Origin of the sequence: Granulibacter bethesdensis, from assembly GCF_001889545.1 — a bacterium.
Taxonomy (GTDB): Bacteria; Pseudomonadota; Alphaproteobacteria; order Acetobacterales; family Acetobacteraceae; genus Granulibacter; species Granulibacter bethesdensis_B.
The window spans coordinates 1,720,972-1,737,424 of record NZ_CP018194.1; the positions used below are offsets into that span (position 1 = coordinate 1,720,972).

10 protein-coding genes and 1 tRNA gene are annotated in these 16,453 nt (G+C 55.6%); 6 read left to right on the plus strand and 5 right to left on the minus strand.

Translation table 11 applies throughout. The features are described from left to right. The first annotated feature begins 152 nt into the window (after positions 1-152). Both lepA and GbCGDNIH8_RS07825 read left to right on the plus strand, forming a co-directional pair. Positions 153-1,958, plus strand: coding sequence for a translation elongation factor 4 (gene lepA / locus GbCGDNIH8_RS07820; protein WP_072572765.1), 1,806 nt, complete (start codon positions 153-155; stop codon positions 1,956-1,958). A 53-nt stretch (positions 1,959-2,011) separates the two neighbouring features. Beyond that, a tRNA-Ser gene (locus tag GbCGDNIH8_RS07825) sits at positions 2,012-2,101 on the plus strand. Between the two features lie 487 nt (positions 2,102-2,588). Here the strand turns inward: GbCGDNIH8_RS07825 and GbCGDNIH8_RS07835 are convergent. From GbCGDNIH8_RS07835 to GbCGDNIH8_RS07845, 3 genes are all read right to left on the minus strand, one after another. Beyond that, positions 2,589-3,167 (minus strand): Panacea domain-containing protein, encoded by a 579-nt coding sequence (locus GbCGDNIH8_RS07835; protein ID WP_253735985.1) that lies wholly within the window; start codon positions 3,165-3,167, stop codon positions 2,589-2,591. A gap of 326 nt (positions 3,168-3,493) precedes the next feature. Then, positions 3,494-4,960, minus strand: coding sequence for a UdgX family uracil-DNA binding protein (locus GbCGDNIH8_RS07840; protein WP_072572767.1), 1,467 nt, complete (start codon positions 4,958-4,960; stop codon positions 3,494-3,496). Beyond that, a complete protein-coding gene (locus tag GbCGDNIH8_RS07845) occupies positions 4,957-6,189 on the minus strand; it encodes a putative DNA modification/repair radical SAM protein (protein WP_095206439.1) in 1,233 nt (410 codons plus the stop codon). Before GbCGDNIH8_RS07845 ends, GbCGDNIH8_RS07840 begins: the two co-directional genes overlap by 4 nt. Positions 6,190-6,505: 316 nt before the next feature. Here GbCGDNIH8_RS07845 and rfaD point away from each other — a divergent pair, with 316 nt between their 5' ends. The 3 genes from rfaD (at position 6,506) to GbCGDNIH8_RS07860 (ending at position 12,043) form a co-directional block, all read left to right on the plus strand. Continuing rightward, positions 6,506-7,486, plus strand: coding sequence for an ADP-glyceromanno-heptose 6-epimerase (rfaD, locus tag GbCGDNIH8_RS07850; RefSeq protein WP_072573739.1), 981 nt, complete (start codon positions 6,506-6,508; stop codon positions 7,484-7,486). 78 nt (positions 7,487-7,564) lie between these two features. After that, positions 7,565-10,381 (plus strand): glycoside hydrolase family 99-like domain-containing protein, encoded by a 2,817-nt coding sequence (locus tag GbCGDNIH8_RS07855; protein ID WP_253735986.1) that lies wholly within the window; start codon positions 7,565-7,567, stop codon positions 10,379-10,381. Positions 10,382-10,462: 81 nt separating this feature from the next. Next, a complete protein-coding gene (locus GbCGDNIH8_RS07860) occupies positions 10,463-12,043 on the plus strand; it encodes an FkbM family methyltransferase (RefSeq protein WP_072572769.1) in 1,581 nt (526 codons plus the stop codon). 70 nt (positions 12,044-12,113) lie between these two features. Here the strand turns inward: GbCGDNIH8_RS07860 and GbCGDNIH8_RS07865 are convergent, their stop codons facing one another. Continuing rightward, on the minus strand, positions 12,114-12,707 hold the full coding sequence (locus GbCGDNIH8_RS07865) for a D-sedoheptulose 7-phosphate isomerase (RefSeq protein ID WP_072572770.1): 594 nt from the start codon (positions 12,705-12,707) through the stop codon (positions 12,114-12,116). A 322-nt stretch (positions 12,708-13,029) separates the two neighbouring features. On the opposite strand from GbCGDNIH8_RS07865, the gene GbCGDNIH8_RS07875 reads away from it, so the two are divergent. Beyond that, positions 13,030-14,421, plus strand: a complete 1,392-nt coding sequence (locus tag GbCGDNIH8_RS07875; RefSeq protein WP_072572772.1) for an NAD-dependent succinate-semialdehyde dehydrogenase — start codon at positions 13,030-13,032, stop codon at positions 14,419-14,421. A gap of 104 nt (positions 14,422-14,525) precedes the next feature. Here GbCGDNIH8_RS07875 and GbCGDNIH8_RS07880 read toward each other — a convergent pair whose 3' ends face one another. Beyond that, on the minus strand, positions 14,526-16,358 hold the full coding sequence (locus tag GbCGDNIH8_RS07880; protein ID WP_072572773.1) for a Hint domain-containing protein: 1,833 nt from the start codon (positions 16,356-16,358) through the stop codon (positions 14,526-14,528). Positions 16,359-16,453: the final 95 nt, after the last annotated feature.

Genomic DNA, 16,453 nt, shown 5'->3' on the forward strand with positions numbered 1-16,453 from the left:
ATGGGTGGGACAAGCTTTGTTTCCCAGAAAGCCTCGCCGGATGATCCGGCGAGGCTTTTTTGTTCTCAACGCATGCTCCCCCTCAAAAATCACCGGGCGGAAAGGCCATATCAGGGCTTCGCGGGACGGTTTTTTTTGCGTATCAGGCGTCCATGACCGACATTCCCATCGACCGTATCCGCAATTTCTCGATCATCGCCCATATCGACCACGGGAAATCGACCCTTGCCGACCGTCTGATCCAGTTGACCGGCGCGTTGTCGGACCGCGAAATGACCAACCAGGTCCTGGATAACATGGAGCTGGAGCGGGAGCGCGGCATCACCATCAAGGCGCAGACCGTGCGCCTGACCTACCGCGCCAAGGACGGGCTGGTCTATGCGCTGAACCTGATGGACACGCCGGGCCATGTCGACTTCGCCTATGAGGTCAGCCGGTCTCTGGCAGCCTGTGAAGGCTCCCTGCTGGTGGTGGATGCCAGTCAGGGGGTGGAAGCCCAGACACTCGCCAATGTGTATCAGGCGATCGATGCCAACCACGAAATCGTGCCGGTGCTGAACAAGGTCGATCTTCCTGCCGCCGAGCCGGACCGGGTGAAGAAACAGATCGAGGATGTAATCGGCCTCGATGCCTCCGACGCGCTGATGATCTCGGCCAAGACCGGCCTTGGCGTGGATACGGTGCTGGAGGCGCTGGTCACCCGCCTGCCCGCGCCGAAAGGCAATGCCAATAGCGAACTGAAGGCCCTGCTGGTCGATAGCTGGTACGACGCCTATCTGGGCGTCATCATTCTGGTGCGGGTGAAGGATGGCGTGCTGCGGCGCGGCCAGAAAATCCGCATGATGTCCACCGGCGCGACCTACACGGTGGATCAGGTGGGCGTGTTCAGCCCCCGCATGACGCCGGTGGAGACGCTTAATCCGGGCGAGATGGGCTATATCAACGCCGCCATCAAGACCGTGGCCGATACCAATGTCGGTGATACCATCACCGATGACCGCGTGCCGGCGACCGAGCCTCTGCCGGGCTTCAAGCCCTCCATTCCGGTGGTGTGGTGCGGCCTGTATCCGATCGACGCTGATGATTTCGAAAAGCTGCGGGACAGCCTCGGCAAGCTGCGCCTGAACGATGCGAGCTTCCATTTCGAGGCCGAGACCTCTGCCGCTCTGGGCTTCGGGTTCCGCTGCGGCTTCCTCGGCCTGCTGCATCTGGAGATCATTCAGGAACGGTTGAGCCGCGAGTTCGACCTCGACCTGATCGCAACGGCTCCGTCGGTGGTGTACAAGCTCCACAAGACCAATGGCGAGCATCTGGAGCTGCACAACCCGGCCGACATGCCCGATGGCAGCGTGATCGAGAAAATCGAGGAACCATGGATCAAGGCCACGATCATGGTGCCGGACGATTATCTGGGCGCGATCCTGACCCTGTGCAGCGAGCGTCGTGGTCAGCAGGTTGACCTGACTTATGTCGGCAACCGGGCGATGGCCGTGTATCGGCTGCCTTTGAACGAGGTGGTGTTCGATTTCTACGACCGCCTGAAATCAGTCAGCCGCGGCTATGCCAGCTTCGATTACCAGATGGACGGGTATGAGGAGAGCGATCTGGTCCGCATCTCGATTCTGGTGAATGCCGAAGCGGTGGATGCGCTGAGCTTCATCGCGCATCGGAGTGCGGCGGAAAACCGGGGGCGGCAGATCTGCGCCAAGCTGAAGGAGTTGATTCCCCGGCAGCTGTTCAAGATCGCCATTCAGGCCGCCATCGGCAGCCGCATCATCGCCCGCGAGACGCTGGGCGCGCTGAGCAAGGACGTGACCGCCAAATGCTATGGCGGCGATATCAGCCGCAAGCGGAAGCTGCTGGAAAAGCAGAAAGAGGGCAAAAAACGCATGCGTCAGTTCGGCAAGGTGGAGATTCCGCAATCGGCCTTCCTCGCTGCCCTGAAAATGGACAACTGACCCCCCTTGCATTCCCCCGTCAGGGTAGGTAATAGCACCCCACCCTGGCATCCGGAGAGATGGCCGAGCGGCTTAAGGCGCACGCTTGGAAAGCGTGTGTGCGTGAAAGCGTACCGTGGGTTCGAATCCCACTCTCTCCGCCAGTTACATCTTGATTTTATTGATGTTTTTAACTTGGAGCCCCGGTTCCAGTAGCCGCTCTCCGATAGCCCTTACACTACGCCGCCGCAGTGGATACAGGGTTCTGGCATCCAAAATATTTTTTGATGTGTCGAGACGTTTGAATCGACGTGCAAATGCCCTTCGTAATACGGAGGAAGGTTTGGCCGTTCATATCTTCTTTGAGGATGAAGCGGTTTTCAGCCACACCCTTCGTCAATGCAGAGTGCTGAACAAGCTTCGCCTCTCGATAGAGAACATACGATTCCTTAGTAAGGAACGGATGTTCATGCGGCTGCAAGATACATGACGGATCGCATAAATTGTTGATCCTGGTACAGATCGACACAATCAGTTGGTACCCATCATCGGGATCAGTGCAGACGATGTGAAGGTGCATTCTACCGGGATCATAGGTAAGGCCCAGACAGAATCAGGACCGTCCCTTTCTTCTGCATCTCTTGCACCAGACTATGCGAGCTTCTGCAGAAGATGTGAAATTTGATTATGTTCCTCAACGAGAGCGGCCTGAGCGGCAGCGTTTTCAATTCCGACCATGGTCATAATGCGCTCCAGCGGAATGGGCGTCGAGCTTCCCTGAGGATCCTCCCACTCGGGCACATTGACCTTTTCATGCGTCCAATCGCGAAGTGTCCATTTCCCCATGTGGCCAAATTTGTCCCACACTGCATCGAGGCATTGAATGTCGGCTTCGCTCAATTCGTCCAAATCATCATCGCTCACGCCCTCTTTGACGGCTATTTGATGATTTGCCCTGTCCTCAAGATAATCAGACCACCCGCATGCATCGAGATCATGCTCGCCGTTGATATGCGAATAGGTTTGCGAATTAACGGGACCATGCGGCATCCACACACGCCGCTCGTCCAGGATCGGCGCACCAAATCGCATAATACTCTCCCGATCAGCCAGATACACCAGCTTAATCGCCTTGAGCACATCCAGCGTTTTGCTCTGCGCTTTGCAGGCAAGATACGCAATCACTTGCGCAGCTTTCACCGGATTATACATGCGGCTCTCCATGGGCATGATAAAGCCCTATCCATGATTTCAATATATGCTTTTACCGCTCCACATGCACTACGCGTTGCAGGATGGCGTACGTACGCAAAAAGTGGGCACCAAGCTCCCAAGCCCATTGTGCACGTTTCAGACAAGTCGCTTGGCCGCCAATGGCTGCCGCGCGGAGTGGCCCGCCGACGGCTTACTGTCAAACCCTCCTCCAGATAGAGGCGCCGCATCTTCTGACGGTTGATTTCCATGCCGTTGCACCGCATCGGCTATTCGCCCGCTGGATCTGCCGGCCTTGAAAAGTGCGCTCTGATTGATCTGACTTCAGTCGGGCGGACACCACATCACAAGAGCTGCCCGGCTGAAGGGGCGATCCCCTCACCCTCCCTCATCTGCCATGCGGTACGGAGATCCTGCTCCAGTTCCAGCCTGGCCTTTTCGCTCTCCCGTGGGTTGGGCAAGCGCAAAATGAAGGATGGATGCCAGGAGATCAGGACGGGGCCGCCGTGAAGCCCCCGCTCCACCATGCCTCGCCGCCTTGTCATGGCTGCCCGGTTGCCGGTCAATGCGAAAGCCGCCGAGGCACCCAGGGCCAGCGTCAAACGGGGACGAACCAGCGATAGCTCCAGATCAAGCCACCAGCGGCATGCCTCTATCTCTTTTCGGTCCGGGCTCTGATGCAGACGGTGCTTACCGCGGGATAGGAATTTGAAATGCTTGACTGCATTGGTCAGCCAGACTTCCTCCTCCGCCATGCCGACCTTGTCCATCAGGTCACGCAACATCTGCCCGGCCGGACCGACGAAAGGCCGTCCCTCCAGATCCTCCCGGTCCCCCGGCTGCTCCCCCACGATCATCAATGAAGCATCCGCCTGCCCCTCGCCCCAGACGGTCTGGGTCGCTGCCTCGCACAGGGAGCAACGACGGCATTGCCGGGCCGCCTGCATCGCCTCATCCAGAGTCTCCGGCGGCGCCTCCGTGGCGACCGGCATGGAGGCTCGGTAACGGGCCGAAATCGCGGCGGCACCAGGGCGTGGCGCCGTCGTGCCTGCCTCATGCATGCGCTGCACCCGCGCCTCCGCATCGGCCAGCATATCCGGGATCAGCCTCGTCTCCGGCAGGTTGCGCCAGTATTTCTTTGGCATCTCCGACCTCATCGCAGACAGCTTGATGCGCGCTGGATTAAAAATGTTGGCGAAATATGTGTCCCACAAGGCCGCCGATGCGTCCTCCGGCAGATCCGGGCGAGGCATGCCAGAGCCAAACTGCAACACCCCCTCCGTGAAATGCGCCGAGAGATCAGGGGTGGCGATCATCCAGTCCATATCCGCAAAACGCTGGGCAAAAAACGGGCTGGCAGGCTCAAGGGTATGGTGTTCCGGCTCGAACCACGCCACGAAGCGGCGTCGCGTATTCTCTCCTGCTATCTCACGGAAGCGCACGAAAGCGTGCATTTTGTGAATGTCACGCCTTACCGCCGATGCCATCAGCGTCAGCGTGCGCCCCAGCCCGTCGCCTGGGGACAAGGCCGCGAGATCACCCCGGCTGAGCCTCCATAAAGCCTGATACAGCAGCCCTCCACGATCCTTTCCCCGGTGCCAGATGACCGTTTCCGCGAGGCTGAGGAAGGCGGCCGGGACGGCGATACGGCGCGGTCCCTTCTCCTCCGGCAAGGGGGTGGTACCGAACAGGGTTTCCGCCCCGGACCAGTCGATATCCTCTGGCGGTATATCATGGCTGATCGCAAGCTGCGCCGCCTGCCTCCAGGCAGCGAAACACGCCGTATCAGGCAGGCGCACCGTGTAGGTCACAGCAGTTTCGGCTGCTTCGGAGCAGGCGTGAAGCGGGCACGCAGCAGAGCACTGTCAGTCAGGCCACGCGGGTTCCAGCCAGGCAGCACAATGAAGGGCTGCGCTTTTTTCATCACCGCCCCCAGCCGGGCGACATCCTCGAAACGCAGCCGGTGCAGGCTGCGCGCGGCCAGAATCCGGTCCACCGTGCGCGCACCGAATCCCGGTACGCGCAATAGCATCTCCCGGCTGGCACGATTCACATCGAGGGGAAAATCCGCGCGGTTCCGCAGCGCCCAGGCCAGTTTCGGGTCCAACTGCAGATCGAGATAGCCGCCCTGAGTGCCGGTAGCGATTTCCTCTACGCTGAACCCGTAAAAGCGTAACAACCAGTCCGCCTGATACAGACGATGTTCCCTCAAGAGTGGCGGCCGCACCAGAGGCAGAGCTGGAGACGCATCGGGAATAGGAGAAAAGGCGGAATAATAGACCCGGCGCAACTGATACCCCGTGTAAAGACGCGAAGAGGTGGCAAGAATGGCCGTATCATCGGCCCCATCCGCACCCACGATCATCTGGGTGCTCTGCCCGGCCGGCGCAAAACGCGCCGCCTTCCGCCCGGAAAGGGTTTTATCCTGTGCGGCCTCTCCTTCCAGCCGCACCAGCGCCATGGCGCTGCGAATGGTCTCAGGCCGCTTTTCCGGCGCTAAGACCCGAACACTTTCATCCTGTGGAAGCTCGATATTGATCGAAAGCCGATCCGCCCATAATCCCGCCTCCCTGATCAGGTCGGGATTGGCATCCGGGATGGTTTTCAGATGGATATACCCCCGAAATCCGTGATCCAGCCGCAGGGTACGGGCAATCCGGACCATCTCCGCCATCGTATGGTCCGGGGACTGGATGATGCCGGAGGACAGGAACAACCCCTCAATGTAGTTGCGGCGGAAGAATTCCAGCGTCAGCGTCACCACTTCTTCCACCGAGAATCGCGCCCGCTCCACATTCGAGCTGACCCGGTTGATGCAGTAGGAGCAGTCAAAAATACAAAAATTGGTCAGCAATATCTTGAGCAGGGAGATACAGCGCCCATCCGGCGTGTAGGCATGACAGATACCGCGACCGATCGTAGGATCAGCCCCATCGCTGCCCCCGTTGCGCCTGCCACGGCCACTGGATGCGCAGGAGGCATCATATTTCGCGGCATCCGACAAAATGGCGAGCTTGTCCTGCAAAGTAATCCGGGCCATGGTAAATACGCTAAATGTTCCCTATTTGTTCGTCAAGTGATCACAGTATGTCGTCTGAAGCTTCACCATCACCCAACTAAAGATGGCTTATAGGGAGGCAGGGATAGTGGCAAACATTCTATTAATGCTAAAGAAACCCCACTAACGCCCGGAGAGCGGAAAGGCTGCATCATGTCAGGACACGCTTGATGAAATATACGCATCCCCAGCGTGCGGGCGATACACGACCCGCATCGACAGGGTGGCATAGCGATGCAGGCGGACCAGCCCGCTCCTCCCTGTTATTTTTCCATCATCATGCCAGGAAATGACGGCCTTGATTATTCTGACCGGCGGAGCAGGCTTTATCGGTTCAAACATCGCAGCCGAGCTGAATGGAGCAGGCCATACCGATATCGTTATCATTGACTGGCTCGGCACTGAACGGAAATGGCATAATATTGCCAAGCGGCGTTTCGCTGATTTTGTCTTTCCGGAAGAAGTCAACACCTTTCTGGACGGTTTGAAGGGCGCTGATGCCGTTGTGCATATGGGGGCCAATTCATCAACCACTGCCACGGATGGTGATGAGATCATCCGCTCCAATTTCCGCCTGTCATGTCGCCTGTGGAACTGGTGTGCTGCCACCGGAACGCCCTTCATCTACGCTTCATCCGCCGCGACCTACGGCGATGGCCGTATGGGCTTTGTCGATGACGACAGCGATGCGGGTCTCGACGCCCTGCATCCGCTCAATCTCTACGGCTGGTCCAAACATGCTTTCGACAAATGGGCTTTGGAAAGGGCACGTCGCCATGACGCCCCCCCGCAATGGGTCGGCCTGAAATTTTTCAATGTCTACGGCCCCAACGAATATCACAAGAAAGACATGATGAGTCTGGTGGCCAAAAATACACCGCTCATCCTGGATGGTCAGACGATCCGCCTGTTCAAGTCCCACAGGCCCGAATTCGCGGACGGAGAACAGCTACGCGACTTCATCTATGTCAAGGACTGCGCCTCCGTCGTCACCTGGCTGCTTCAGAACCGCCATGTCAGCGGATTGTTCAACCTTGGAACCGGGAAAGCCCGCTCCTTCCGGGATCTGATGCTGGCCGTCGGACAGGCTGCGGGAAAAACGACATCCATCGAGTTCGTCGATATGCCAGCGTCCATCCGCGATCAGTATCAGTATTTCACAGAAGCCTCCATGCACAAGCTTCGAGCGGCTGGTTACACACAGGATTTTTACACTCTGGAAGAAGGCGTGCGGGATTATGTGCAGACTTATCTGATCCCGCAGGATCAATACCGCTAATTTCAGACGATCCAAGAGCGTTTTTATTGCGTCAACCTTGAAGATATCAGATCTATGACCGCTGAGGCCCCACAAGCAATGAAGATCATTATCGGGCTGATTGAACACATTGGTGATATTATTGCCTGTGAGCCTGTCAGCCGCTATGTCCGGTTTATGTATCCTGAGGCCCATATTTCATGGGCTGTCATCAAACCTTATCGCTCACTGATTGATCAAAACCCGTATATTGATGAAACTATCATCCTTGAATGCCTGACTGACTGGATAAAATTAACAAAACATCAGCGTTTCGATCGCATTATCGATCTGCATATCAATCACAGAGTATGCGAGCATTGCCGGGTTCCCCTGATCAAGGAACATGGAAACGGCTTCGTTAATACCTATGAATGGTTTGATTACGGCAGCATTCTGGAAGCTTTTTCCATAGGTGCCGGGTTGCCAAAATTATCAGCTGCTCCTGTGGTCTATATTGATCAGGATGCCCGAGAAGCTGTCGATGCACTGGCTCTACCCGATGAATACTGTGTGATTCATCGGGATTCCAATCTGCCGGTCAAAGACTGGTCCGCTGAGAAATGGGCCGAGGTCATGACCTGGATACAATCCGTCCTTGGCATGACGGTGGTTGAAGTGGGTGCTTATAAGGGCAGCAGACCCTCTGCGCCACCGGCCAGCGTCATTGATCTGACTAACCGTACATCCCTGCTGGAAACAGCCGAAATCATCCGGCGCGCCCGTTTCTTCGTGGGTATCGATAGCGGGCCGTCTCATATGGCAAATGCCTGCGGTACACCCGGTGTCGTTTTGCTGGGTCATCTGGGGATATTCAAACACTATAATCCCTTCTCCGGCCGCTATGGAACACAGGCGCGCGATATCAAGCTTGTGCGAAATCTCAATGGCCCCGTGCAGGAGATTGAAGTCTCTGAAGTCACCGAGGCGATTGCCTATATCGCGTCCGTCCATCGCATCACACCACTTGAAGCGTCTTCTGATACCAGCCTATCCAGCATTGGCATTGCTCCGGCTGATCCCACTGAACGTGCCCTGATTCTCAAGTCCGGCCTGTTTGATGCTGCCTGGTACAAGCTGCATTACATACCATCAGAGGCTCATGATCCGCTTGATCATTTCATCGCCATTGGTGGTCATAAAGGTTACAAACCAAGCCCGGCTTTTGACTGCGAACATTATCTGACAACCTATCCCGATATTGGTGCACAACAGATTAATCCTCTTTTGCATTATCTGCACTGCGGTCAGGCAGAAGGGCGCGCCATATCTGCTGATGTGCTGCCTGAGCTGAAAACATGGGACAATACCGATCGTAGAGCAGAAGAAGATGCTTTGCGCCTCTTCTCCAATTCTCTGCCACAGACATCATCATCTGAAGAAGTGGTTGATATTCCACGCCTGTTTGCATTCTATCTGCCACAATTTCATCCAATTGCTGAAAACAATTTTGCTCACGCTCCGGGCTTTACGGAGTGGACCAATGTCATCAAAGCCGAACCGCTTTTCCGTGGCCACTATCAGCCACGCCAGCCAGGCGAACTTGGCTACTATGATCTTCGTTCCGTTGATGTCATGCGGAAACAGGTCGATCTTGCCTTGCAACACGGCATTTCCGGATTCTGTTTTTATTACTATTATTTTGCCGGTAAAAAGCTTCTCTACAAGCCGATTGAAAACTATATCAATTCCGATATCTCAGCTCCGTTCTTCTTTCTCTGGGCCAACGAGAACTGGAGCAAGAGGTGGGATGGAGGCGACAAGGAAATCATTATCGCGCAGGATCATTCCTCAGAAGATGATCTGATCTTCATTCGTGAACTGCTGCCGCTTTTTCAGGATCAGCGTTACGTCAAGATCAGCGGCAAGCCGATCCTGATGGTATATAAGGCGCATCTTTTCCCTGACATCTTCCAGACTACCGAAATCTGGCGGGAAGAAGCGCTCAAACACGGCTTCCCCGGCCTTTACCTGGTCATGGTTGATGACTGGACCGATGAGGAAGTCCAGCCGCGCCTGCGCGGGTTTGATGCAAGCTATGAAATTCCCTCCAATGTCGTGCCACGCAATGTTCTGAGCGATGAAACAGACGGGCTTGATCTGGGCGATGATTTCGAGGGACGAATTGTCGATTATCATAAATTTGCCAGCTATCACATGGGCCGCCCCATGCCGGAATATAGGCGGCATCGTACCGTCATGCTGCCATGGGACAATACCCCGCGCTATGGCTCCCGCGCCATGGTCCATGTGAATACCAGCAACAATGCCTATCGGACCTGGCTGACACAAGCCATGCTGGATACGCATCGCCGCCACGTTCCAGAAGAGCGCATTGTTTTCCTGCATTCATGGAATGAATGGTGCGAAGGAACCTATGTGGAACCGGATGGGCGTTACGGGCGTCATTACCTGAACGAAACACGTGCAGCCGTTCAGGATGTACGAGATATTCTCTCACTTGGCTACGAGGGCGAAGCTATCAACGCATTGACCAAATTGCAGCATATCGGCCACATCAAGGATGAAGGCGCATTTCGCGTTCTTCAAGCCAGCCGTATGTATACGCATTATCTTTATAATGAGATTCTCCGGCTGCGTGATCATGCCCACAATCTTCAGCAGGCGCTGCAGCATCATCGTGCTGCCCCTCCTGATCTTGTGCAGAAACTGAATGAACAAACCACCCTACTTTCGCAGGAACTGGCTCTGTCTCAGGAGCAATCATCTTATCTTCAATCAGAAATTGAGAGAATAAATTCAACCCTATCCTCCCAGATTGAAAATGTAACCACTCAGCTCCATACTGTAGTAACATCGACCTCCTGGCGTATAACCGCTCCCATACGCTGGATGCGGCGTCTGCTGACGCGCTGAATATGACTGATGAACAAAGTTTAAAAAATTTTACCTTCATTGTTTCTGAACTTTGACGGCTTTCAAGAGCGATATTTACGCATGAACGAGCAACCGGATCATACACTGACTGACTCTGTTCAGGCGCGTTATGGGCGAATGCACTTTTTTGCCCATGACACCGGGGCATTAAAAACATCGCTTGAGACATATGGTGAATGGGCAGAAAATGAGATCCGCTTTCTGAACAGCTTCATCAGAGAAGGCGATACTGTTATCGATGTGGGTGCCTTCATTGGTACGCATGTGCTGGCATTTTCACACGCCGCAGGCACCCATGGACATGTTATCGGCATTGAAGCGCAGGAACAGTCTTTCAAACTGCTCTGCAACAATGTTCTTGATAATAACGCCGCCAATGTCCGCTTGGAAAATGCTATTGCCGGGGAAGAGAATCAGGTTCGCCTTATCCACGATATAGATATTTCGCACGATGCCAGCTTTGGCAGCACATCCCTGCTGGAAGATTTTTCATCTGCGGGCAATACTGCGCCCAACATGATAGAAGTTCGGGAAATCACGCTTGATTCCCTTCATTTGGCAACATGCCGACTGGTCAAGATCGACGCAGAAGGGATGGAGCACATTGTACTGAAGGGTGCCACCGATCTTCTGTCACGTCTGCAGCCCGTCATTTATGCGGAGTGCAACGCCACTGACAGCGGGCTGAAAACTCTTCATCTCCTGAAAAAACATGGATATCAGACATTTGCCCATGTGGTGCCGGCTTTTAATCCTGAGAATTTCTTTGGTGCGCCCAATGATATCTTCTCCGGATCATGTGAAGTCGCTCTGATTGGCATCCCTGATGACCTGCTCGGTACGCTTCAATCCTATGTCCTGCATGAGAAAGAGCTGATCCTGCGGATTGAAACCGCTGATGATCTCGCACTGGCCATGCTGCATAAACCACAATATCCGGTTGAGATTCTCCGGCCCTGCGCAGCCGCCCATACTGGCGGCACAGCATGGCTTGACTATTACAGCGCCCTCCCCTTGCATGTGGAAGCGCTGGAGCGGGATGTCGCTTTCCTTTCTCAGTCTCTGCAGACAGAACGCGATGAAAAGCAGGTCATCGTGGCTGATGCGGCAGCGCTGCGTCTCAAAAATCAGGAGTTGGAGAGAGATGCCTCCCTGCTGCGGGACGCCATCAGCGCAGAAGAGGATCAACGCAACAAAAGTGAGGCAGAAGCAGCCGCAGCCTCACTGAGAATTCAGGAACTGGAGAGAGATGTCTCCATCCTCCGCAAGGCCGTCATAACAGAGGCAGAGCATTACAAGGAGGCATCACTCAGGGTACAGGAACTTGAAAGAGAAATCCCGATCCTGCAACAGTCAGCACGGATCGAGCGTGAGGGGCGTCTTGCTGCGGAGCATACAGCTCTCAATCACAGCGAGACAGCAGCCAATCTTCAAGCCATTGCCGATACAGAAAGGCAATTGAGACAGGAGACTGAACACACTCTGACCAATGCCGAAGAGCAATGGAGAAAAGAGCGGGAGGCTTTCCTGGAAACACAACGCCAGCTGACAAACGAGATATCCAGCCTTCGTTCTTCGACATCCTGGAAGGTTACCGCCCCCCTGAGATATGCGGTCCGGCGTCTGTTCCGGCGTCACTAAAACACTTACCCGAGCAGGCTATTACCTGCTTCCGAACTCCGGTCGGAAGCAGGTTGCTATTGACACTGCTTTACCGCCCCTCGACCGGAAACAACGTCCGCTCCACCACCGCACAGAGCATATGTGCGGCGGTGATATGAATCTGCTGGATAATGGCCGTCTGGGGTGATGGCGCCAGCAGCAGGCGGTCACACAGCTCGGTCATGGCGTTACCCGCGACGCCTGTGAAGCCAAAGGTGATGATCCCCTTCTCCCGAGCAGCCTGCAACGCCCGGATGACGTTCGGTGAGCGACCAGAAGTGCTGATCCCCAGAAACACGTCGCCCTTTTGTCCCAGCCCGGTCACCTGACGCTCAAACACATGCTCATAGCCGTAATCGTTGCCGATAGCGGTCAGGGCTGAACTATCCGTCGTCAAGGCCAGGGCAGGCAGCGGCGCACGGTCATACATCAGGCGGGAAACGAACTCGGCGGCAATATGCTGTGCATCCGCAGCACTGCCGCCATTGCCCGCAATCAGCAGCTTTCCGCCATTGCGGATGGAGGTGCAGACATCCTCACCCATGCGGATGAGGGTCTCGCGAGCCGCTTCATCTGCCGCAAAGGCGTCCATGGCCTTGCAGGAAGCATCCAGAAAACGGGTCAGAAAATCGCGATGATCCAAAGCACATATACCTTCATGCAGGCCAATTCGAGACCCGCAAGCGTCATGCAGCCACGGGTTGGGTTACTCTATCACCTTGCCCGTCACGGTGTAAGCGGTGTGATGCCGGCTGAGACGCTCCCCGCCAGCAGGCCCCGCCAGCAGGGCCCAAAAATGATAACAAATTTCTATCTATTCATTTAAGTTACAACTCATATACCGCATTGTCCATTGTGGCGCACCATGCGGGGCAGCACTTTCCCGCTTCGAGCGAGGCGCTCTTTCCATCCCCCCTGCCTCACCCGACAAAAACAGCAGCCCGATCCAAGGAGCCGAAACGTCCATGCGCTACGCGACGATCAATCCCTATAATGGGGAAGTCCTCAAACAATTCCCTGAAGCCACGGATGCGGATATTGCCCGGGCGATCACCGATGCGCATGCAGCGTTTCAGTCCTGGCGTTACGAACCCTTTGCCGAGCGGGCCAAGGTTATGCGCAGCGCCGCCGCAATCCTGCGGAGCGATCTGGACGGCTACGCCCGCCTGCTGACCCTGGAAATGGGGAAGCTGTTCACCGAGGCCAAGCTGGAAGTCGAGTTGTCGGCAAAAATTTTCGAATACTACGCTGACAATGCCGAACACCTGCTGGAGCCTGAGATCCTGCCAGTCGCCGATCCCGCCGAGGGCAAGGCGATGATCGTGCATGAGCCGCTGGGCGTCATTATGGCGATCGAACCGTGGAATTTCCCCTACTACCAGATTGCCCGCATCATCGCGCCGCAGCTTTCCGCCGGGAACACCGTGCTGCTGAAACATGCTCAGAACGTGCCGCAATGCGCCGAGGCCTTCGAAGCGCTGATGCTGAAGGCCGGCCTGCCGTATGGGGCCTTCCTCAACCTGTTTGCCTCCCGCGATCAGATCACCACCATCCTGCATGATCCCCGTGTCTGTGGCGTGGCCCTGACCGGGTCGGAACGCGCAGGCTCCGCCGTGGCTGCCACCGCCGGAGCAGCGCTGAAAAAATCCATGATGGAGCTGGGCGGTGCGGATGCCTTCGTTGTGCTGGAAGACGCCGATCTGAAAAAGACCGTCGACTGGGCCGTGTTTGGCCGCCACTGGAATGCCGGCCAGGTCTGCGTATCCTCCAAGCGCATGATCGTCGTGGACAAGGTTTATGACCAGTTCATGGAAGGCTATGTGAAGGGAGTCGCGGCGCTGCGTGCAGGCAATCCGTTTGATCCCGAAACCACGCTCGCCCCGCTCTCCTCCCAGGCCGCTGCGGATGGTTTGAAGCAGCAGATTCGTGATGCCGTCGCGCAAGGGGCCAAAGCCACCGAAGTGGGGGCTCCGGTTCCCAATCAGGGTGCTTTCGTGCAGCCGACGATCCTGACCGACATTAATGGCGACAATCCGGCACGCCATTGGGAATTCTTCGGTCCTGTCTCCATGATCTTTCGGGCGAAAGATGAGGACGATGCCGTCCGCATCGCCAATGATACCCCATATGGTCTGGGCGGATCGGTTTTTACCGCTGATGAGGAGCGCGGCAAGCGCGTTGCCCGCCGGATTGAGACCGGGATGGTATTCATCAATCACCCGACCATGGTGAAGGCTGACCTTCCCTTTGGCGGCGTCAAGAACTCCGGCTATGGCCGCGAGCTGATCGGTCTGGGCATCAAGGAATTCGTGAACCACAAGCTGATCGATGTCGTCGATATAGACGCGCCGTTCTGAAAAAGACCGGCTTCCTCTTCCTCCTGGCAGGAGGCGCAAAAACAGGCGCTCCGGGGTTTATATCCGGGGCGCCTGTTTCATTATCCGTGAGTGGTTCAGGCTGATCAGGCGGACTGTGCCTCAGGCTCCACCGTGACAGAGGAGCTGACATACGGTCCAGCGGAGAGAATCTGGATCGCCAGCATACCGATACCCTCCTGCGACCGGCGATCGAGCTTCAACACGGCATTGCCTGCAGTCCAGCGGCCCGCTTCGGCCTCATCACGTGCATTCCAGCCCTCATTGGCCAGATTGAGGCTGATTTCCTGTGCCAAACCGGCATCAAACAGCACCACCTCGCCAACCAGAACCCCCAGAGTGCGACGATCATCGACAAACGGGCCGAACACATCACAGGGGCGGCTGGCGCGCGACATGATCCGCACGGTTTCGACTCCGGCCGGGATCATGAACACAACCCTGCCGTTGGTTTCCCGCACCTGACGCAGGATCTGGCCTGCTTCGCTCATCAGATGAAGATCAGCATCCGTGGTCAGCTCTGGTCCCACATTATGGCTGCCCGGCATGATGGCCTCGGCCCGTGCAGTAAGAGCGCGGAAAACAGGCTCGACTACCTCCCGGCTCACAGCCAGCGGGGCGGCAGCATCATGCTGCCAGCTACGTAAATTGCGGTGCCCAATGGAGACGACATTGCCTTCAACCGTTCCGAAACGGATGCGGTTACCAGTATCGAGATAACTTTCCGTCAGAGCACCGTCCGCCATAATGACGGAGTGATCGCCAGTTTCGATGTGATAATATTCGTAATCCGTGATCGACCGGTCATAGATAATGGAGGTGCCATTCACCAGCATGCGGACGGGGATGAATTTCCCATCCAGAAACAGGCAATGCTCCGGAGTGATCAGCAGATCACGATACGGTACCCCATCTGCCAGCGCATCTTTCAGCACCCGCACCGGATAGCCGGCCATGTCATCCGGCAGACCAACACTCACAGTGGCGTGTGTGTGACCGGCCCAGGAAACCTTGACCTCATGCGGATCATGGCTGGTGAAAGCAAGGATGCGATCGCCAGGCCTGATCTCCTCCACAGGGCGCTCCCCATCCGGTGTGCGAATCATGGAGCCAGCAAGGAAGCAAACACCAACATAGATATTGCCGCCAGAATAGGTAATGGCAAGCGGATTGCTGCCACTGCTTGTCGAATACGTTCCGGCATTGAGCGTAACGCCACTGGCAATATTGGCCGTATAATGACCGATCTGCTCCCCATTATCACCGTACAAAGTAACAGTACGGGCGGACCCGGATGCGGTAATCGTATAGAAACTGACATGCGTAGTAATATTCTGGAATTCGATCGTATCTTTTGACGGGTTATAATTGTTGATGGAGGTGCTGGACAGATTGATTGCTGCTCCACCAGCATTCACAATCAGGGTACCACCGCCATTTCCAAAATTGATCGTACTGCCGTTCAACGCAGACGCCAGGGCACTGCCATTGGAAAATAAGCCGCCATTCGAGATATTGATTGTTGATCCACTGAGAAGACCGATCACATTGCCATTCGTCAGACTTGCCGTTCCGCCATTGACATTCAGCGTCAGCCCACTCAGAGCTGAAGCAAGAACGTTAAGGTTGACTGTACCACCAATATAGAAAGCGTTATTGGTCAGCGTTGCCACGCTGGCGGCAATCGTGAGCGTGCCAGAGGCGCCCGGCACTACCACATAGTTTGAACCGGCCAGAAAAGATGCCAGGGTGGAAGAAAATCCATTTGTAGTAAAAAGATTCGAGGGAGACACATTATTCAGATTTGTCGTCGTCCCGTCAGGATCCTTGATGACAACCTTGTAGGAAGTCAGCACTCCAAGAAAATAAACTGGGGTAACTGAATAAACAACGCCTGAACTCGTTGTATAGTCTGTCATGGGACTTACCTACGCATGAACGGGGGGAATGGGGCAGCCTGATAATCTAGCCGAGGAGCAATTTCGTACATATTAGTAATGAATATGATATAGTT